We start from the raw sequence: 17,090 nt of genomic DNA on the forward strand, positions 1-17,090 counted from the left end.
GAGAGCAGGTCATGTACGCTTTTTCCGATGACTTTGGCTTGCCTGTGACGCTGACTTTTGACCCGCAGGTATATAGACAGCACGAGGCACGCCACGTCCTTATCTTTGCCTTTTGGCAAGGCAAACTGCTGTTTACCCGCCACCGTACACGAGGCATCGAGCTACCTGGGGGAAAAGTAGAGCCAGGTGAAAGCAGTTTGGCTGCTGCCATTCGTGAAACCTATGAAGAAACGGGTGCCATTTTGGAAGGAATAGAACGAATTGGGCAATATACGATTAATGGAGAAATGAGAAAAGATATTTATGTAGGAAGAGTCTTGCAATGTAGCATGGAACCATCCGGCTCTGATGTCTTGGAATCCATCCTTTTTGATGAGATCCCTATGAAAGTAAAAGGCAACCCGCTTTTTAGCCGCTTGCTCTACGACGATATCTATCCACTGACACTCGCGCAAGCCATGCGCCATCCTTATGCTACCAGCTAAGCCTCGATTTTTAATAACAGACAGTCCTACCTCCTTTTTAACGAGACGCGTTTTAACCAAGGGGGCAGGATGCTTGTTCTTATTTTTCTTTTTCCTTTTTACCAGAAAGTACCCGCTTCACTAGTTCATTGGGATCAAACCCGAATTTCTGAACAGCATGCTCTCTTTGCTTTGTTTCCATTGTCTCTGGTTCTATCCCGAGCACCTCTGAAACATGACGCCAGGCCTCAGTCTCTTTATCTTTTTGAGTTTGTTCTCCATTTCCCTGCGACTGCACATCGGCTTGCTTTGGCTTTAAGAAAAAGATCGCGATGACCCCAAATACAAGCGACAAGCCGGCAATCGCGCTAAACATGACGGTACGGGAAATACCGAGCAGCCAAGTAAAAACAGGCGGACCGACAGCCACTCCAATAAAACGGACACCGCTATAGAGTGAGGTAATCATTCCCCGCTCTGACTTTTGTACAGCCCCCACAATCATGCTGTTCAAGCAGGGCAAAATGAGTCCTGTTCCCAGGCTGCCAATCACGAGAATACCAATGAGCGCATAGGCTCCTTTTACAAAGCTGGCAAGGATGTACGATGCCGCGAGCATGAACATGCCTACGATGACAAATAATCGCATCAAGCCCAGCTTCTTTTTGATGACGAGCCCGGTTACATAAGCTGCAATGCTCATCACCAGCAAAGGCACAGCCAAAATTCCGCCTTTCAACACGCCATCAATCTTGTACTTTTCTTCCAGTAAATCAGACAGGTAGAATAACACGCCAAATAAGGTAAACAGGCAGATACTCCCGATAAAAAACGCAGGTACCAGCCATTTTCCATGCTGCTTGAATACTCCTCCGATCGAATGCATGTACTGCCCCAGCGGCAGTGGCTGTCTCTCTTGTTTCTTTTCCTTCGTCATAAACAGGAAAAGGATCAATATGACCCCACAAATAATCGGAAACGCCAGGAAGACCATATACCATGAAATCAGAGCAAGTAAAGAACCGAAAATTGGACTCAACACTTTTCCCAGCCCGTTGGATGTCTCCATAAGCCCCAAAGCTCTACTCTCTGATGCCCCGTTGAACAGATCTCCAACTAAAGCCATCGCAATGGGTGCAGTACCTGCCGCCCCGATTCCTTGTAATACCCGACCGCCCATAATCATCATATACGGCTTGTCTATCCACAATGCGCTAAGCCCTGCCATCAATCCTCCCACCCCGTACAAAGCGAGTGCGATGATAATCACGATTTTTCTACCGAAGCGATCCGACAAATACCCAGCAAGTGGTATCACAATCCCGGCTGCGATTGAAAAAGCTGTGATCAACAGGCTTGTTTGCAACGATGTGAGATGCAGCTTCGTTTTCATTGTAGGCAAGACGGGAATCAGCATAGAGTTACCCAGAACCATGACCAGTGGGATGCCCGTTAGTCCAATCAGGTTTTTCGCATTTTGTGCCATACGAAACTCCTCGTCTTACGCATAGGCGCTGCCATCCCAGCGCATCGCGTTGATAATTTCCCAATTCGGCTCGACGCCAATCCCAATTCCATCCGGCAGCTTTACTTTGCCATTGGAAAGATGGACAGGAAACAAGTACGTAAAAGGGTTTTCCATCACATCCCACTCAACAGGCTCAATCGGCTCTGCATCCATCTTTGTCCACGCCAAAAGGCAAGATTGTGCAAACATCGTATAGAGCCTGGCTAAACCTCCGTCAAACGAGTGGGGAGAGACTCGGAACCCAAATTGACGTGCGATTTGAAGATGCGTTCGAAAATCTTCGATGCCTTCCGTATGCAATAAATCCGGTTGAGCGATATCAATAGCTCCCTGCTTATACAGGGGCAAAAACTGTGCACAGCGGACCAAGTTCTCTCCTCCAGCCAGCGGAATGGAGAGGGCTGCACGCAATTTGACGTATTCCTCTGTCCGCTCCATTGGCATTGGCTCCTCTAACCACATCCAGTTGGCATATCTGGAAAAGAGACAATTCCATTTCGCAGCTGAAGCCAGATCATAGCTTTGATTAGCATCTACTGCTACCTGTATTTCTTCTGGCAAGGTTTTCATCAGCGCTTCTATATGCTTTTGATCATCGCGTATCGCTTTTCCGCCGATTTTTACTTTGACCTTGGTAAATCCAGACTCTACCTGCTTTGTTACATTCATGATAGATTGTTGCATCCAGTCTTCACGTTCTGTGTAGGACTGAAAGGATGCATAAACAGGAATAGCGGGGTGAATCATCCCACCCCATAATTGACAAACCGACATCCCTGCTGCTTTAGCGACGATTTCTGTCAGTGCCATACTGATCCCTGCCGCTGAACGTTGATGCCACTTGCTGATTACATCGACAAGCGCTACCCTATTGGTTGCTAGCTTACCCAGAAGAAAAGGGATAATGCGCTCCCGAAAGCCTTTGTCCAAAGTGGGAAGCCAATCAATTACTTCGCCCCAGCCTTCTATTCCCGACCGGGTAATGATTCGAATGAGATACGAAGTCCGGTATCGCTTGTAGCCATTGGCATCTCCATACGCCTCGGGCAAACGATAAAGCAGCGGATACGTTTCGATGCGTTCGATTTGCATGTCAGGTCAAGATCCCCCCGTCACAACAAATCATTGCGCCCTTCGCGTTCGGCACGTTCTTCCTCATACTCGTCGTAGTCAAGGTAATTCCCTTTCCCCTCTCCTTTGCGCATGTACTCTTCATACGTGCCACTTCGCATGAAATGAACGCTGTCTGGTCCATGATAACCTTCGATTCCCGTATAGCCGATTTCTTCTACTGCTTCTACAAAGCCATCTGGCTCATCACTTTCGATATACATTTCCTTATAATCCGTCTTGTCATTGTCCACGAATGAAAACGGTGTACTGGAAGTCCCCCACGCCTCGACAATCTGCCAAGCGTCTTCCCCGTCAAAGCCATTTTGTCCCTCTTTTTCATCCAGAGAGGTTCGTCCAAAAGGAGGCTGCATAAACTCCTCCTCGATCGGACGTGACTCGTTGATCGACGGAGCTGGTGCGTGCTCCTTGCACGTCTGGGCCTGTGGCAAAGCTTCGAGCCTCTCTTCTGAGATTGCTTCGCCACAAACGCTGCAGATTCCGTAGGTCCCTTCATCCATCCGTGTCAGGGCTTGATCAATTTCCTTCAGGGTCTCTCGGTCCAGACTGTCCAGAGCCAAGTCCTTTTCCCGTTCAAACATCTCACTGCCAATGTCTGCGGGATGATTATCGTACATGGAAAACTCCTGCAAGGAAGTTGTCATCGGCTCTCTCATGCCATAATGGTCCTGAACGCGATCTTCGAGTTCTTTCTTTTGTTCAAGCAGCTTTTCCTTGAAGCTAGCCAGCTTATTTTGGTCCAAGTCGGCCACCACCTTCGTTTGGTTTCCTCAACAGGTAGTATGTCTACAGAGCCATGTAAATAACCCACGAAAAGCCCGGCCCTAGGATGGTGCTCCACGTAAAAGAAAAAACCTGCCATCCGTAAAGGAATAGCAGGTTTTTCCATTCAGCAATGTGCACGCATTTACTCTGTTACATGTGCGTAGTGTTCTTCTACGATGTCGGCACAACGTCCGCAAATGGAAGGATGAGCCTCGCTTGCGCCTACATCCAGTTTTACCACACGGCAACGTTCGCATTTCACACCATCTGCCGCAGAAACGACTACCGCAATCCCTTCCAGCTGCGTAGCTTCTGCGGACGCCCCTACACCGTGCGCGTGCAGATCCACATGAGCCACGATGAACAAATCAGCCAAATCATCCATAGAAGCGAGTGTTTTGGCTACTTCCTCTGTCTGTGGATAAAGTGCCAGCTTGGCGTCTACGGAATTACCGAACACTTTGTTGCGGCGTGCTTCTTCCATCGCCTTGAGTACTTCATCACGTACCTCGAGGAAAGCGTCCCATTTCTTCTCATCATCTGCGGAGAAGTCCAGGTGCTGCTCGTTTGCTTCTGGCATATCCGTCAGTTGTACGCTTTTCTCTGTTACACCTGGAACGAAAGCCCACACTTCATCAGCAGTATGCGGCAAAAGTGGTGCTACCAGCTTCACCAGGCCGAGCAGGCAATCATACATAACCGTTTGCGCTGCGCGGCGTTTGAGGCTATCTGGTGCTTCCACATACAGACGGTCTTTACAAATATCGAGATAGAAAGCAGAGAGATCGATGACGCAGAAATTGCGAACGGAGTGGAATACCGTATGGAACTGGTATTCATCGTACGCTTTTCGTACACGGCTTACCATTTTTGCTGCTTTCGCCAGTACATAGCGATCCAGCTCGCCCAACTGCTCATAAGCTACACGATCCTTTGCAGGGTCGAAACCATCGAGATTACCAAGCAAGAAACGGAACGTATTGCGGATTTTACGATATACTTCCGCGATCTGGCTCAAGATTGCATCGGAAATGCGTTGATCTGCCTGATAGTCAACAGAAGCTACCCACAGACGCAAAATGTCTGCACCCATGCTATTGATGACTTGTTGCGGAACAATCGTATTCCCTAGCGATTTGGACATTTTGCGTCCTTCGCCATCGAGAGTGAAGCCGTGGCTCAACACCCCTTTATAAGGCGCTGTCCCATAAACCGCAACACTAGTCGACAAGGAGGAGTTGAACCATCCACGATATTGGTCAGAGCCTTCGAGGTACAAATCAGCAGGCCAGCTCAGTCCGCGCTCTCTCAGTACAGCCTGGTGGCTAGAGCCAGAGTCGAACCAAACGTCCATAATATCGGTTTCTTTACGGAAATCCTTGCAATCGCATTTGGTGCAGGAAAGTCCTTCTGGCACCAATTCGTTTGCTTCGCGCGCGAACCAGACGGACGAGCCTTCTTTGCGGAACAGGTTGGAAATATGGTTGATCGTCGTGTCATTGATGATTGGTTCATTACATGCTTTGCAATAGAAGATCGGGATCGGAACACCCCAGACGCGCTGACGGGAAATGCACCAGTCACCGCGGTCAGCAATCATGTTAGCCAGACGAGTTTCGCCCCAATGCGGGATCCATTTTACATTTTTGATTGCTTCCAGCATTTGTTCGCGGAAACCGTCGATGGATGCAAACCACTGCTCTGTCGCACGGTAAATCACTGGTTTTTTGGTACGCCAGTCATGCGGATAGGAGTGCGTAAAGAAGCTGAGCTTCAGCAGCGCTCCGTTTTCTTTCAGCTTTTCCGTAATAACCTTGTTCGCATCTTCGTAGAAAAGACCTTCAAAGCCAGGAGCTTCACCCGTCATTTTGCCTTCGTGATCGACTGGGCAAAGCACTCCCAAGTCGTATTTTTGACCGACGTTAAAGTCGTCTTCCCCGTGCCCTGGCGCTGTATGAACGCAGCCAGTACCTGCATCGAGCGTGACGTGCTCGCCCAGGATGAGCAGGGATGTGCGGTCATAGAACGGATGCTGGGTAAGCACGCCTTCCAGTTCCTGACCTTTAATGGAAGACAGAACTTCCACATTCCCCCAGCCGATTTCCTTGCTGGCAGCTTCGAGAAGGCCGCTCGCGACGAGGAATTTGCGGCCGTCTGCTTTCACGACACTATACTCCAGCTCTGGGTGCAGCGAAATCGCCAAGTTAGCTGGCAGCGTCCATGGAGTAGTCGTCCAAATCACGACACCGGTTTCTGTATCCAGCTTGCCTTTTCCGTCTACCACCTGGAAGCTGACATAAATAGAAGGCGAGCGCTTGTCTTTATATTCGATTTCGGCATCAGCCAATGCCGTTTCAGAAGACGGAGACCAGTATACACAGCGCAGCCCTTTGTAAATGTAGCCTTTTTTCGCCATCTCACCAAAAACTTGAATCTGATTGGCTTCGTACTCAGGCAAAAGTGTTACGTATGGGTTTTCCCAATCGCCGCGAATACCCAATCGTTTGAATTGATCCCGCTGCTTGTCGATATAGGACCACGCATACTCTTCACAGCGCTTGCGGAAATCGTTGACTTCAATGCTACGACGGTCCAAGCCTTGTGCATTGACGATAGCTTGCTCGATTGGGAGTCCGTGTGTGTCCCAGCCTGGAATGTATGGTGCGGTGAAGCCTGCCATTGACTTATAGCGTACGATGAAGTCTTTGAGGATTTTGTTCAAGGCATGGCCGATATGAATATCTCCATTCGCATAAGGAGGGCCATCATGCAAAATAAAAGACGGGCGTCCAGCTGTACGCTCTTGTACTTGTTGATAAATGTCCATTTCTTCCCACGCTGTCTGCATTTGCGGCTCGCGATTTGGCAAATTGCCGCGCATTGGGAAATCGGTTTTTGGTAGTGATAAGGTTTTGCTGTAATCCATGGCCTGATTTCACTCCTAAAAAATAGTAAAAGCCTTCACTCATCCCTAAAAAAGGGACGAGAGAAAGCTCCCGTGGTACCACCCTGATTGAGCGAAGATCGTTGACTAAAAAAGCCAATGAAAAATCCGCTCCACTTGTCTCATTCATAACGGGAATGACGCGCTCACTTACTCCCCTGTTTTCATCTTGGAAAAGACTACATGAGGGTTTCGGGTATTGAACTCCCGGGTGATTTTCAGCGAATGCTACTGATCGGGTTTTCACCTGTTCCCGACTCTCTTTGACAGTGCCGTCTCGCGTACTCTTCCCGTTCATCGTCTATTGAAGCAACTGATTGTGTATGTGATTCAGCAGCTTCATATGGATTATTGTGATCGAAAAAGTTTGTCTTTCATTATAGTACCATCATCAACCGAACGTCAACGATTTATTCAACCGCTACCGCCGAATCTGCCTGCTCGATATCATCCCAGGCACCATTTTCGAGCATTTCCAGTTGGGCTTCAAGCAATGTCCGGAAACGCATGCGATAAACGGATGCCCGCTTTTTCAATTCCTCGATTTCGATCGCGATTTTACGAGATTTCGCAAGCGCTTCGTTGACGATTCGATCAGCATTTTTCTCTGCCTCTTTTAAAATCAATTGAGCTTCCTTGCGCGCATTGGATTTTACATCCTCTGCTGTTTCTTGGGCAACGAGAATCGATTTGCTCAAATTCTCTTCCAGGCTCTTATAATAATCGACGCGTTCATTCAAAATAGCGACGCGCTCTTCCGTTTCTTTTTTTTCTTTAATCAGGAGCTCAAAGTCCTTAATCACCTGATCGAGAAATTCATTCACTTCGTCGATATTATACCCGCGAAAGCCTGTGCTGAATTCTTTATTATGTATATCCAATGGCGTTAATGGCACATGAACCCCCCACTTTTCCCGATAATTCGTTCCCTATGTTTTCGACAGGAATTGCTTTGTTTCCTGCCCAATTTTACAAATTTTTGCGTTCTCTTTCATCTTATGTAACTAGTCCTACAATCATGCGCAGTCTGCCGCTTCGCGTGGGACCTGAGACCTCGAGCAGCTTGAAGCGTCCAAAGCCAGCCATCGACACCATGTCTCCCATGCGCAATTGGTGTGAGGGATCTTCTACAGCCTTCCAGTTGACTTTCACCTTGCCTGCCCGGATCGGAACCAACGCTTTCGCCCGAGAAAGGTTATGCACCTCTCCCAAGATGGCGTCGATACGTGGGGACGGCACTGTAATCGTCTTTTCGACATAACGTGCTGCGGGAGGCTTGAAATCTTCCCACTGTACCCGCTTGATTTGCACGGATGTTCGATGTATTTGCGTTACTTGCGTACAGACGAAATCAGCTATTTCCTCACCTACAATGACAAAACAGCCGTCTGCATCCGTTATCATATCGCCAAATTTTTCTCTTTTCATGCCAACACCGAGGATTGCTCCCATCACATCCCGGTGTTCCAGTGAATGAAACCGCTGATCCGCCCTGATTGCGAGTAGAGCAATTCGATAATCGTCTGTTTCTGGGCTGAGATAGTCCGGGTGCAGAATCACTCGTGTGCGCTCTGCTCCTTCGTACCCCCCACTACTCGATACAGTCACATCCTGTACCTGGGAAGCCAGGCTTTGGAAGATCATCAACTGCCTCGGGTCCACAAAATCAGTTAGGCGCATGGCCTGCTTACGCTCTACTAGCGTCAGCATTTCCAGCGCCCGTTCTACAAAAGGACGTTCTTCTTTTGCAAAATGATCAAATACACTCATATGTTCACTCGCCTATGATAGTTTCAGCAGAATGGTAAACAATCCTTCATATGCAAAACGCAGGGCAATCAAAGCTACAATGGGAGAAATGTCGATAAAGCCCAAAGTAGGAATGAACCGACGGAAAGGAGCCAAATACGGCTCTACCAGTCGTTCCAATAGCTGCCCGATGCCTGTACTCCGCATTTGAGGAACCCAAGACATCAGTATGTACGCAATAATCATGAATTGATAAACGGTAAAAGCAAAATTAAGAACTGTTAACAAGTAACCCATTGGCTCACCCTTTTTTTCGTCGTTGAATCGCTATTCTTCCAGTACGCTGGAGATCGTTCCTTGAATGTCCACATGGTCAGGCGTGCAGACAAAAATCGTATCCCCCACTTTCTGGATGTCGCCGTTCAGTGCATAAACCGTTCCGCTCAAAAAATCGATAATTCGTTTCGCTTGGTCCTTTTCAACCCGATGCAGATTGACTACAACCGGTCTGCGATGACGAAGATTGTCGGCGATATCCTGTGCATCACTGTAGTGACGGGGTTCACAGAGGATCAACCGAATCCCCTCCTTCTCCCGTGCTTGGAACGGTACCACATTATTAGCCCGGCTAGCAGGCTGCCGCTTGTGGGAGGAATCTGCTTCTTCGTGCTCCTCTTGTACCGTTTCCTCGATATACTCTTCGTTGTCCAGACCTAAAAACCCCATCAGCTTGTTCATTACACCCATCTTTATTCCCCCTCTCTGGCATGCTGTCTTTTGTGGTTCGTTTCTTATTCCGATTTGACCAAAACAGATCCCAGTCGGATATATGTAGCTCCCTCTTCAATTGCTACCTCAAAATCACTGGACATGCCCATGGATAACTCCTCAACATGTGCATGTGGGAACGCCCACTCATTGATGCGCTCTTTCCATTCATAAAGACCACGGAACACCGGGCGTGCTTCTTCCTGATTTTCGACAACAGGCGCCATCGTCATTAATCCGACGACCTTTATATGTTTCATATTACTGGTTTCGCGCAAAAAAGCCAATACATCATTGGGACTAAGCCCAAATTTTGTCTCTTCTCCGGAGATGTTCACCTGCAGGAAGCAGTTTACCACCAGACCAAGTGCTTCGCCCCGTTTATTCAGCTCCTGTGCGAGGGAAACGCGATCCAGAGAGTGTATATACGGAAAACGTCCTACAATCTCTTTTGCTTTATTGGTTTGCAAATGACCAATGAAATGCCACGTGCCCCTGTCTCCGTACAGCTCGTGCTTGGGGAGGGCGTCTTGAACACGATTTTCCCCGATGTGTTCCACTCCCACTTCTAGCAAATCCCCAATTGCCTCGGCGTCGACGTACTTGGTGACAGCAATAATTTTGACGTCCTCGCGCTTGCGGTTGGCCCGGTCGCAGGCCGCCTGAATTCTTTTTTCAATTGCTTGCAGCCTCTCTTTTATTGCTTCTTGCTCATTCGTCATGATGCACTTCCCTCTCCCTTCTGATTCTGGTCCTTCCAGCCAAGATACGATACCATTCGTCCAGTAGTTCCTGCAATTGGCGCTTCCTTTCGATGCGAAAAAAACATGTCTGTACGGCAGCTTGTACACCACTCCGTAGACGAGATATTCTCCATAGCAATATCTAATTCCAGTAGTATGGCTGTATTCAAACGACGTAAATCAAGCATGTATCGACCGTTCTGAGGCGGTGTGACGGCGCTCTCCCAGTCTCTTACACACGTTCGTACCTGCGACATGATCCGTTCATCGACCTCATAGCAGCATCCGCCAATGGAAGGTCCGATTGCAACTAGCAAATCCTGCGGCTTAGTCTGATGCTGAAGCTGCAGCGACTTCACCATTTCCTCGGCAATTCTGTGCACTGTTCCCTTCCAGCCGGCATGTGCCAAACCAATCGCTCCCGATACCGGGTCAAGAAAAAACAACGGAACACAGTCTGCATAAAAAGACGTTAAGAGGACCCCTTTTTGCTCAGTAAACAATCCATCCGCAGCTGAAATGACGTCATTCAAGCTTTCTCTCCCTGCACCTGCAGCCACTACCTGGCATACCTGATTGCCATGCACCTGTTCCGCACACGTCCATGAAGCAAAAGGCATTTCTACCTGCTTTGCTAATTTTTTTCGGTTGGCAACTACATGCTGTGCTTCATCCCCAACATGCAGTCCCATATTAAAAGACCCGTACGGTTGTTCACTTTCCCCTCCCGTGCGCATCGTAAACCCGGCCACCAATCCTGGAAAGCGGCTTTCCCACTCCAGTAAACGTAAGAATGGCTTCTCCTCTACCATAACAAACGGTTCTCTCATGTTGTCACCTTCCTCATATGGCTTATCATACCATAGCCGCAAAGATTAGAGAAACTTGGGCTTCGCCAAATCCAACTGCGCAAGCCAGCGTTTCTCGTAAAGCGAAAAAAAGGCGTTTATCCGCCTTTCTTTCCTTACTCCCTGTATTCATCTCCACCAGAGGTTCTCGCTTCGACCTTCAACGCCTCTTCCATTCTTACCAGCACCACGTCTTTCCCGATTTTGACGATGTTGCGCCATGGAATTACGTAGTCGTTCCCGGAAGAAAAGAACCCGAGAAATTTCCCTGGTCCCGGTATTACAATGGCCTCTACGCGTCCATGGCGCAGATCAATCTCCAGATCAGAAATTTGACCCAGCCGTTTCCCATCCAGGATGTTCACCACTTCTTTGGTCTGGAAGTCAGAGATTTTCACCATTCTCCCTCACCTACTTTTCTCCGTTACTTTCAGTATATGAGTCTGCTTGCGAATATGTCCGCTTTGGTAAGGGAAGAGCACAAAAAAACCCGGACGGTACTTAGCCGCCGGGTGCGCTTATGTAGTCCTTTGCTTACGATTGCACGTGTTTTTGCATGTGGGCAATGGCTGCCTTCTCCAAACGGGATACCTGGGCTTGAGAAATTCCGATTTCCTCTGCCACTTCCATTTGGGTTTTCCCCTCGTAAAAGCGCATCGACAAAATCATTTTTTCTCTGTCTCCGAGACGCTGCATCCCCTCACGCAAAGCAATTTCCTCAACCCAAGTCACGTCCTTGTTTTTTTCGTCGCTGATTTGGTCCATCACATAAATCGGATCCCCGCCATCCTGATAAATCGGTTCAAACAGGGATACCGGATCCTGGATCGCATCAAGCGCAAACACGACGTCTTCCTTGGCCACGTTCAATTCCTGGGAAATCTCTGTAATGGTGGGCTCCCTCGAATGCTTGTTGGTCAAGTTGTCACGTACCTGCAATGCTTTGTAGGCGATGTCTCGTAGGGATCTCGATACGCGAATCGGGTTGTTGTCCCGCAGATAACGTCGAATCTCTCCAATGATCATGGGAACCGCATACGTGGAGAACTTCACGTTTTGTCCGAGGTCAAAATTGTCGATCGCCTTCATCAATCCGATGCAGCCCACTTGGAACAAATCGTCTACAAACTCTCCGCGATTGTTGAAACGCTGGATTACGCTGAGCACCAGTCGCAAGTTGCCATTGACCAGCTTTTCGCGGGCTGGCAGTTCGCCGCTCTGCAATCGTTCGAACAAGTCCCGCATCTCTTTATTGGTCAGAACTGGAAGCTTGGAGGTGTCTACCCCGCATATCTCTACTTTATTTCGCGTCACGTCTTTCCCTCCTCGAAGCAAGAAAAAAGTCCCTAACCCGGTTGTCTTGAAAGGCCGCGTACTGACGCGTAGCCGACGAATAGTGGAACAGGACCACTATCTGTCACGGTTTAGGAACAGTATCTCCTCAGGCTGGGAAAATATGCGTTAGACCATCTTGTTGAATTCTTTTCGCAACCGTTTTATAATTCGCTTTTCCAAACGAGAAATATACGACTGAGAAATCCCCAATAAATCCGCCACATCTTTCTGTGTCTTCTCTTCTTCGCCCGCCAGTCCAAAGCGCAGCTCCATGATGATCCGCTCCCGATCTGACAGTTTATCCAATGCTTTTTTTAGCAGCTTGCGATCTACCTGATCTTCGATATTTTTATAAATCGTGTCATTTTCGGTGCCCAGCACATCAGAGAGAAGCAGCTCGTTTCCGTCCCAATCAATGTTGAGCGGCTCATCGAATGACACTTCAGAACGGATCTTGTTATTTCTGCGCAAATACATCAAAATTTCATTTTCAATACAGCGGGAAGCATACGTTGCCAGCTTGATGTTCTTATCAGGATCAAACGTATTGACGGCCTTGATCAAGCCGATCGTACCGATACTGACCAAATCCTCGATATTGATTCCTGTATTCTCAAATTTGCGGGCAATGTACACGACCAAGCGAAGATTGCGCTCAATCAGCATGCCGCGGACAGCAGGATCGCCCGATGGCAGCCGTCCCAGCAGCACTTCCTCTTCTTCCCTGGTCAGAGGTGGAGGCAATGCTTCACTCCCGCCAATGTAATAGACTTCTTCAGCGCGTGCACCAATCCATAGCAGGAAACGGTACCAGGTCAATTGGAGATGTAGGCGAAGTTTTACATACATGTTTAGCCCTCCTGTTTGAGAATAAAGGTAGGTTCTTGCGTTTCGGTTTCCATCATTGCTGGATGCACGATGGCCCGATACTTGCCGTCAGCCGAGAGCGGAATCGGATTTAATCCGATCAGCACCTTATCCGTTTCATAGCGAATACCATCCTGCATCACAAAAACATGATCCGGCTTGACTGCCAGTAAAAAATCCATGCCTCGTGAAACGCTCCGATACGGGATCAAACGCACACGAGACTGCCATTCCACTGGGAGCTCCTCCCAGGATCCGTCTAGCTTCTCCCACACTCCACCGTTTTCATCGGTTTGTCGGAGAAGCGACGGCGGAAGCAGATGCGATAACATGCTTGTTTCCATAATCATGACAGGAATACGCGTGATCGGTTCGTGCAGTTGATTGCCCGTATCTACGAGCCCGCGGCAAATGATCTTTTCCCCAGCCAAGGATACGACAACATCAACGAGAAATGTTTCTATTCTGCGCGGCTCCTGGATGGCACGATAGCTCTTTTTTCCGAGTACAAACACCACCGCAAAACCAATGACAAGAATTACGAACGTTGGTCTGAATCCGACTCCAAACCCATCGTTGTGAGTCACCACCAATCCATTGACGATTTCACTTCTCGTGGCCAAAAAATATTGGAGACCAAACACTCCTCCCCCAAAAACGAAGGCAACGAAGTAAAAGATGATCAAATTTTGGGTAAACGCGAGCAATCTCCTGTTTCCAAAAGCAATCCACAGCATGATGATGGAAAAAAGCAGTTTCACTGACCATTGATACATGGATGAAAACGCCGGAAAAAAGAAAAAGGCTAGATACGTGCACCCAAACAGAGACGCAAGCGTAATCCTCCACCATACCACGCGCTCTTTTCGAAAATAAGCCGTAAACCAGAGCAACAAGGTATCAATAGCCATATTCAGGAGTAGAATGATATCAAGGTACACGACCACTTTCCCTTCACCCCCGACCTTTTCCCAACCAGGCTTACCAGCATACATGGAGAATGGAAACAGGCGAGAAAACAACTCTTGGATTTGCCGGTACATGCATTTTTGTGGGCTGCTTCTATCAGTAAATGCAGTATATATCAATGTGTATGTAAAGTCTGTCAATTTTTGACGGTGTTTTTTTGGTTTTTTTGTAGAACGTTTTTTGTCATTATCCAAACAAAAAAGGCCTTGTCTCAAGAATGAGATCAAGGCCTTTACCTGTGAATTTTCAAGCTTTATTTTTTGTTGCGACGGCGATTGCGGAGGAACGCCGGAATATCCAAATTGTCCAGGTTGCTCATGGAAAAGAAGGACTTGTCATCCTCTTCTTCTTTTGGACGGCTGGTATTTGTATTCGAAATAGGTGTCGGACGATTACCGGAAGTGCTGATTGGTTGCTGCTGACGGCGAGGTGCCTCAGCGGTGCGTTGTGCCTGTTCAAAGCCGGTGGCAATAACAGTCACAATCAACTCGTTTTTCAGATCTTCGTTGATAATCGCACCAAAAATCATATTTACATCTGGGTCGGCGGCTGAAGAAACGATATCTGCTGCTTCGTTTACTTCATACAAGCTAAGGTTCGTGCCACCAGCGATATTCATCAGAACACCACGGGCACCATCAATCGAGTTTTCCAAAAGGGGACTGGAGATCGCTCGACGAGCTGCTTCTGCTGCACGATTTTCGCCACTACCGACACCGATTCCCATCAAAGCAGAACCGCGCTCAGTCATGATTGTTTTTACGTCAGCAAAGTCCAGGTTGATCAGACCTGGTACCGCAATCAAGTCAGAGATACCTTGCACACCTTGGCGCAAGATATTGTCCGCTTCACGGAATGCTTCCAGCATCGGTGTGTTTTTATCTACAATTTCCAACAAGCGATCATTCGGAATAACAATCAACGTATCTACTTTTTCTTTCAAGGCTGCAATTCCAACTTCACCGTGCTGAGAACGCTTGCGTCCCTCAAAAGAAAATGGGCGAGTAACTACCCCGACGGTAAGAGCGCCTAATTCTTTAGCGATCTCCGCAACAACGGGAGCTGCCCCTGTACCTGTACCACCGCCCATACCGGCAGTGACGAACACCATGTCTGCGCCACGCAGGGCGTTTTCAATCAGATCGCGGCTTTCTTCCGCGGCTTTTTTTCCGATTTCCGGATTGGCACCTGCTCCGAGACCTCGAGTCAGCTTTTCGCCGATCTGCAGCTTGATGTCTGCACTGGACAGTTGGAGAGCCTGGGCATCTGTGTTCAGGGTGATAAATTCTACCCCTTTCACGCCGCTTGCGATCATGCGGTTCACGGCGTTGCTTCCGCCTCCACCGCACCCAATTACTTTAATTCGTGCAAAGGATTCCAAATCCATATCAAATTCCAGCATATTGCTAGTCCTCCCCAATTCAACGTAAGAAAGCTCCGTGGTTACTAAAGCCCTAGACCCAAGCGTAGAAACATTCCGTTTGTTCACTCCACTTACATTGGGTAACGAAATATCTCCATTATCGCCAATTTGGTGTAACAGCGGTCAACAGTAAGAAAACTTCTCGTGATGCAAATTCATGGATGCGCTACCGTGTTTGAGCGGAAAATTGTCCTTGCTGCATCAGGAAACAAACACACGAAGTTACCTCTTGATACAGTTAAATGAACTCGCTAAACCAATTTTTCATTTTTTCCATCAAACCGCCACCTTCTTTTGGCTTTGACACGGTTTGCTTTTCGGTGCTCTTGATGCCCTTAGTGCCTTTGAATGAGGGGGTGACGCTTACGCTGCGGCGCTCCATCAACTGCAAGGCATATTGAATCAAACCTACCCCAGTGGTGTAGGCAGGATCTCGGACTCCGATATAATCGGGAATCGCGATGCGGACGGGAGCGTCCAATTCTTCCTTTGCCAATTCCAACATGCCCGGCATTGCTACTGTACCACCAGTGAGTACATAACCACCAGCGATTTCGTCGCGATAGCCCAATTTGTAGACAGCATGCTCTACTAGTTGGAATATTTCCGCAGCACGCGGCTCGATGATGCTGGCCAAATCCACTTGGGTGAACTGTTTTTCCACTTCACTACCAATACGGTTTACCTTGAATTTGACGTCTTCAGAAGCTTCGTCAATCAAAGCGCATCCGTTTTTCGTCTTAACTCGGTCTGCTACATCCGTGTGTGTGCGCAATCCCAGTGAAATATCGCTGGTAATGTGGTCGCCACCGATGCCGATCACGGTGGTTGCTGCCAATTTTCCCTGCTCGAATACACCGATCGTGGTAGAACCCGCACCGATGTCGACAAGAACGACACCCATATTTTTGTCATCTTTGGAAAGAGCGACAGTGCTAGCCGCAAGTGGTTGCAAGAAAATACCCGCTACTCGCAAATTGGTTCTTTGGGCACAGCGAACAATGTTATGTACAACCGTTTTCAAACCGGTCACGATGGTTCCTTCCATTTCCAGACGGACACCAATCATACCACGAGGGTCTTTAATACCACCTTGACCATCAACAATGTACTCCTTAGGTACGACCTCGATGATTTCCCGGTCCGGTGGAATGGCAACAACCTTTGCAGCCTGAATTACGCGCTGGATGTCTTCTTCTCGTATCTCACGGTCTTCGCTGGATACAGCGACAACCCCTTGTGTTTCAGTCAGCTCAATATGGTTTCCAGTAATCCCCACATACACTTCTTCGATCGAAACGTCAACCATGCGCTCAGCATGATCAACTGCTTCTCGGATGGCATGCACGGTTTGGTCGATGTCGACGATCACGCCCTTCTTGATTCCTTCTGAGTGTGACTGACCGACGCCGATGATGTTGATGGAACCGTTGGTGATTTCGCCGATCATGACGCGGACCTTGGATGTTCCAATGTCTAGGCTGACGATGAGTTCATTGCTTACCAAACCTGTGACACCTCCCCTGCTACGTCTTTTGTCTTGCTAAGATGAGAAC

Annotated in this window: 17 protein-coding genes and 1 other annotated feature; of the genes, 1 reads left to right on the plus strand and 16 read right to left on the minus strand. The window is 48.3% G+C overall.

The genetic code is table 11. The annotated features are described in order from the left end of the window. Positions 1-11 precede the first annotated feature (11 nt). Positions 12-485, plus strand: coding sequence for an NUDIX domain-containing protein (locus ACIFQN_RS20170; protein ID WP_429834802.1), 474 nt, complete (start codon positions 12-14; stop codon positions 483-485). Positions 486-564: 79 nt separating this feature from the next. Here the strand turns inward: ACIFQN_RS20170 and ACIFQN_RS20175 are convergent, their stop codons facing one another. The 16 genes from ACIFQN_RS20175 to ftsA form a co-directional block, all read right to left on the minus strand. Then, positions 565-1,950 carry an MFS transporter gene (locus ACIFQN_RS20175; protein ID WP_429834803.1) on the minus strand — a complete coding sequence of 462 codons (1,386 nt, stop codon included), beginning with the start codon at positions 1,948-1,950 and terminating at the stop codon, positions 565-567. A 15-nt stretch (positions 1,951-1,965) separates the two neighbouring features. Further along, entirely contained in the window at positions 1,966-3,084 is a 1,119-nt protein-coding gene (locus ACIFQN_RS20180; protein WP_429834804.1) for a mandelate racemase/muconate lactonizing enzyme family protein, read from the minus strand. A gap of 20 nt (positions 3,085-3,104) precedes the next feature. After that, positions 3,105-3,866 (minus strand): TraR/DksA C4-type zinc finger protein, encoded by a 762-nt coding sequence (locus ACIFQN_RS20185; RefSeq protein WP_429834805.1) that lies wholly within the window; start codon positions 3,864-3,866, stop codon positions 3,105-3,107. A 164-nt stretch (positions 3,867-4,030) separates the two neighbouring features. Beyond that, entirely contained in the window at positions 4,031-6,814 is a 2,784-nt protein-coding gene (gene ileS / locus ACIFQN_RS20190; RefSeq protein WP_429834806.1) for an isoleucine--tRNA ligase, read from the minus strand. 49 nt (positions 6,815-6,863) lie between these two features. Beyond that, positions 6,864-7,139, minus strand: a binding site (T-box leader). Positions 7,140-7,242: 103 nt separating this feature from the next. Continuing rightward, complete coding sequence (locus ACIFQN_RS20195) at positions 7,243-7,728, minus strand: DivIVA domain-containing protein (RefSeq protein WP_429834807.1); 486 nt, start codon at positions 7,726-7,728, stop codon at positions 7,243-7,245. A gap of 100 nt (positions 7,729-7,828) precedes the next feature. After that, positions 7,829-8,602, minus strand: coding sequence for an RNA-binding protein (locus tag ACIFQN_RS20200; protein ID WP_429834808.1), 774 nt, complete (start codon positions 8,600-8,602; stop codon positions 7,829-7,831). A gap of 12 nt (positions 8,603-8,614) precedes the next feature. Then, positions 8,615-8,878 carry a YggT family protein gene (locus ACIFQN_RS20205; RefSeq protein WP_429834809.1) on the minus strand — a complete coding sequence of 88 codons (264 nt, stop codon included), beginning with the start codon at positions 8,876-8,878 and terminating at the stop codon, positions 8,615-8,617. Positions 8,879-8,908: 30 nt separating this feature from the next. Continuing rightward, positions 8,909-9,328: a cell division protein SepF gene (locus ACIFQN_RS20210; protein ID WP_429834810.1), complete on the minus strand. Its 420-nt coding sequence runs from the start codon at positions 9,326-9,328 to the stop codon at positions 8,909-8,911. Between the two features lie 44 nt (positions 9,329-9,372). After that, positions 9,373-10,071, minus strand: coding sequence for a YggS family pyridoxal phosphate-dependent enzyme (locus tag ACIFQN_RS20215; RefSeq protein WP_429834811.1), 699 nt, complete (start codon positions 10,069-10,071; stop codon positions 9,373-9,375). Continuing rightward, entirely contained in the window at positions 10,068-10,922 is an 855-nt protein-coding gene (gene pgeF, locus ACIFQN_RS20220; protein ID WP_429834812.1) for a peptidoglycan editing factor PgeF, read from the minus strand. The genes ACIFQN_RS20215 and pgeF overlap by 4 nt, the downstream gene beginning before the upstream one ends. Positions 10,923-11,056: 134 nt before the next feature. Further along, positions 11,057-11,341 carry a YlmC/YmxH family sporulation protein gene (locus ACIFQN_RS20225; RefSeq protein ID WP_429834813.1) on the minus strand — a complete coding sequence of 95 codons (285 nt, stop codon included), beginning with the start codon at positions 11,339-11,341 and terminating at the stop codon, positions 11,057-11,059. 133 nt (positions 11,342-11,474) lie between these two features. Next, positions 11,475-12,254, minus strand: coding sequence for an RNA polymerase sporulation sigma factor SigG (sigG, locus tag ACIFQN_RS20230; RefSeq protein WP_049738529.1), 780 nt, complete (start codon positions 12,252-12,254; stop codon positions 11,475-11,477). 147 nt (positions 12,255-12,401) lie between these two features. Beyond that, entirely contained in the window at positions 12,402-13,124 is a 723-nt protein-coding gene (gene sigE / locus ACIFQN_RS20235; RefSeq protein WP_049738528.1) for an RNA polymerase sporulation sigma factor SigE, read from the minus strand. Positions 13,125-13,126: 2 nt separating this feature from the next. Continuing rightward, positions 13,127-14,089: a sigma-E processing peptidase SpoIIGA gene (spoIIGA, locus tag ACIFQN_RS20240; protein WP_429834927.1), complete on the minus strand. Its 963-nt coding sequence runs from the start codon at positions 14,087-14,089 to the stop codon at positions 13,127-13,129. Between the two features lie 275 nt (positions 14,090-14,364). Further along, complete coding sequence (ftsZ, locus tag ACIFQN_RS20245) at positions 14,365-15,513, minus strand: cell division protein FtsZ (protein WP_429834814.1); 1,149 nt, start codon at positions 15,511-15,513, stop codon at positions 14,365-14,367. Positions 15,514-15,772: 259 nt separating this feature from the next. Then, positions 15,773-17,041, minus strand: a complete 1,269-nt coding sequence (gene ftsA / locus ACIFQN_RS20250) for a cell division protein FtsA (protein ID WP_429834815.1) — start codon at positions 17,039-17,041, stop codon at positions 15,773-15,775. Positions 17,042-17,090 lie beyond the last annotated feature (49 nt).

It is taken from the genome of Brevibacillus sp. NRS-1366 (genome assembly GCF_050467985.1).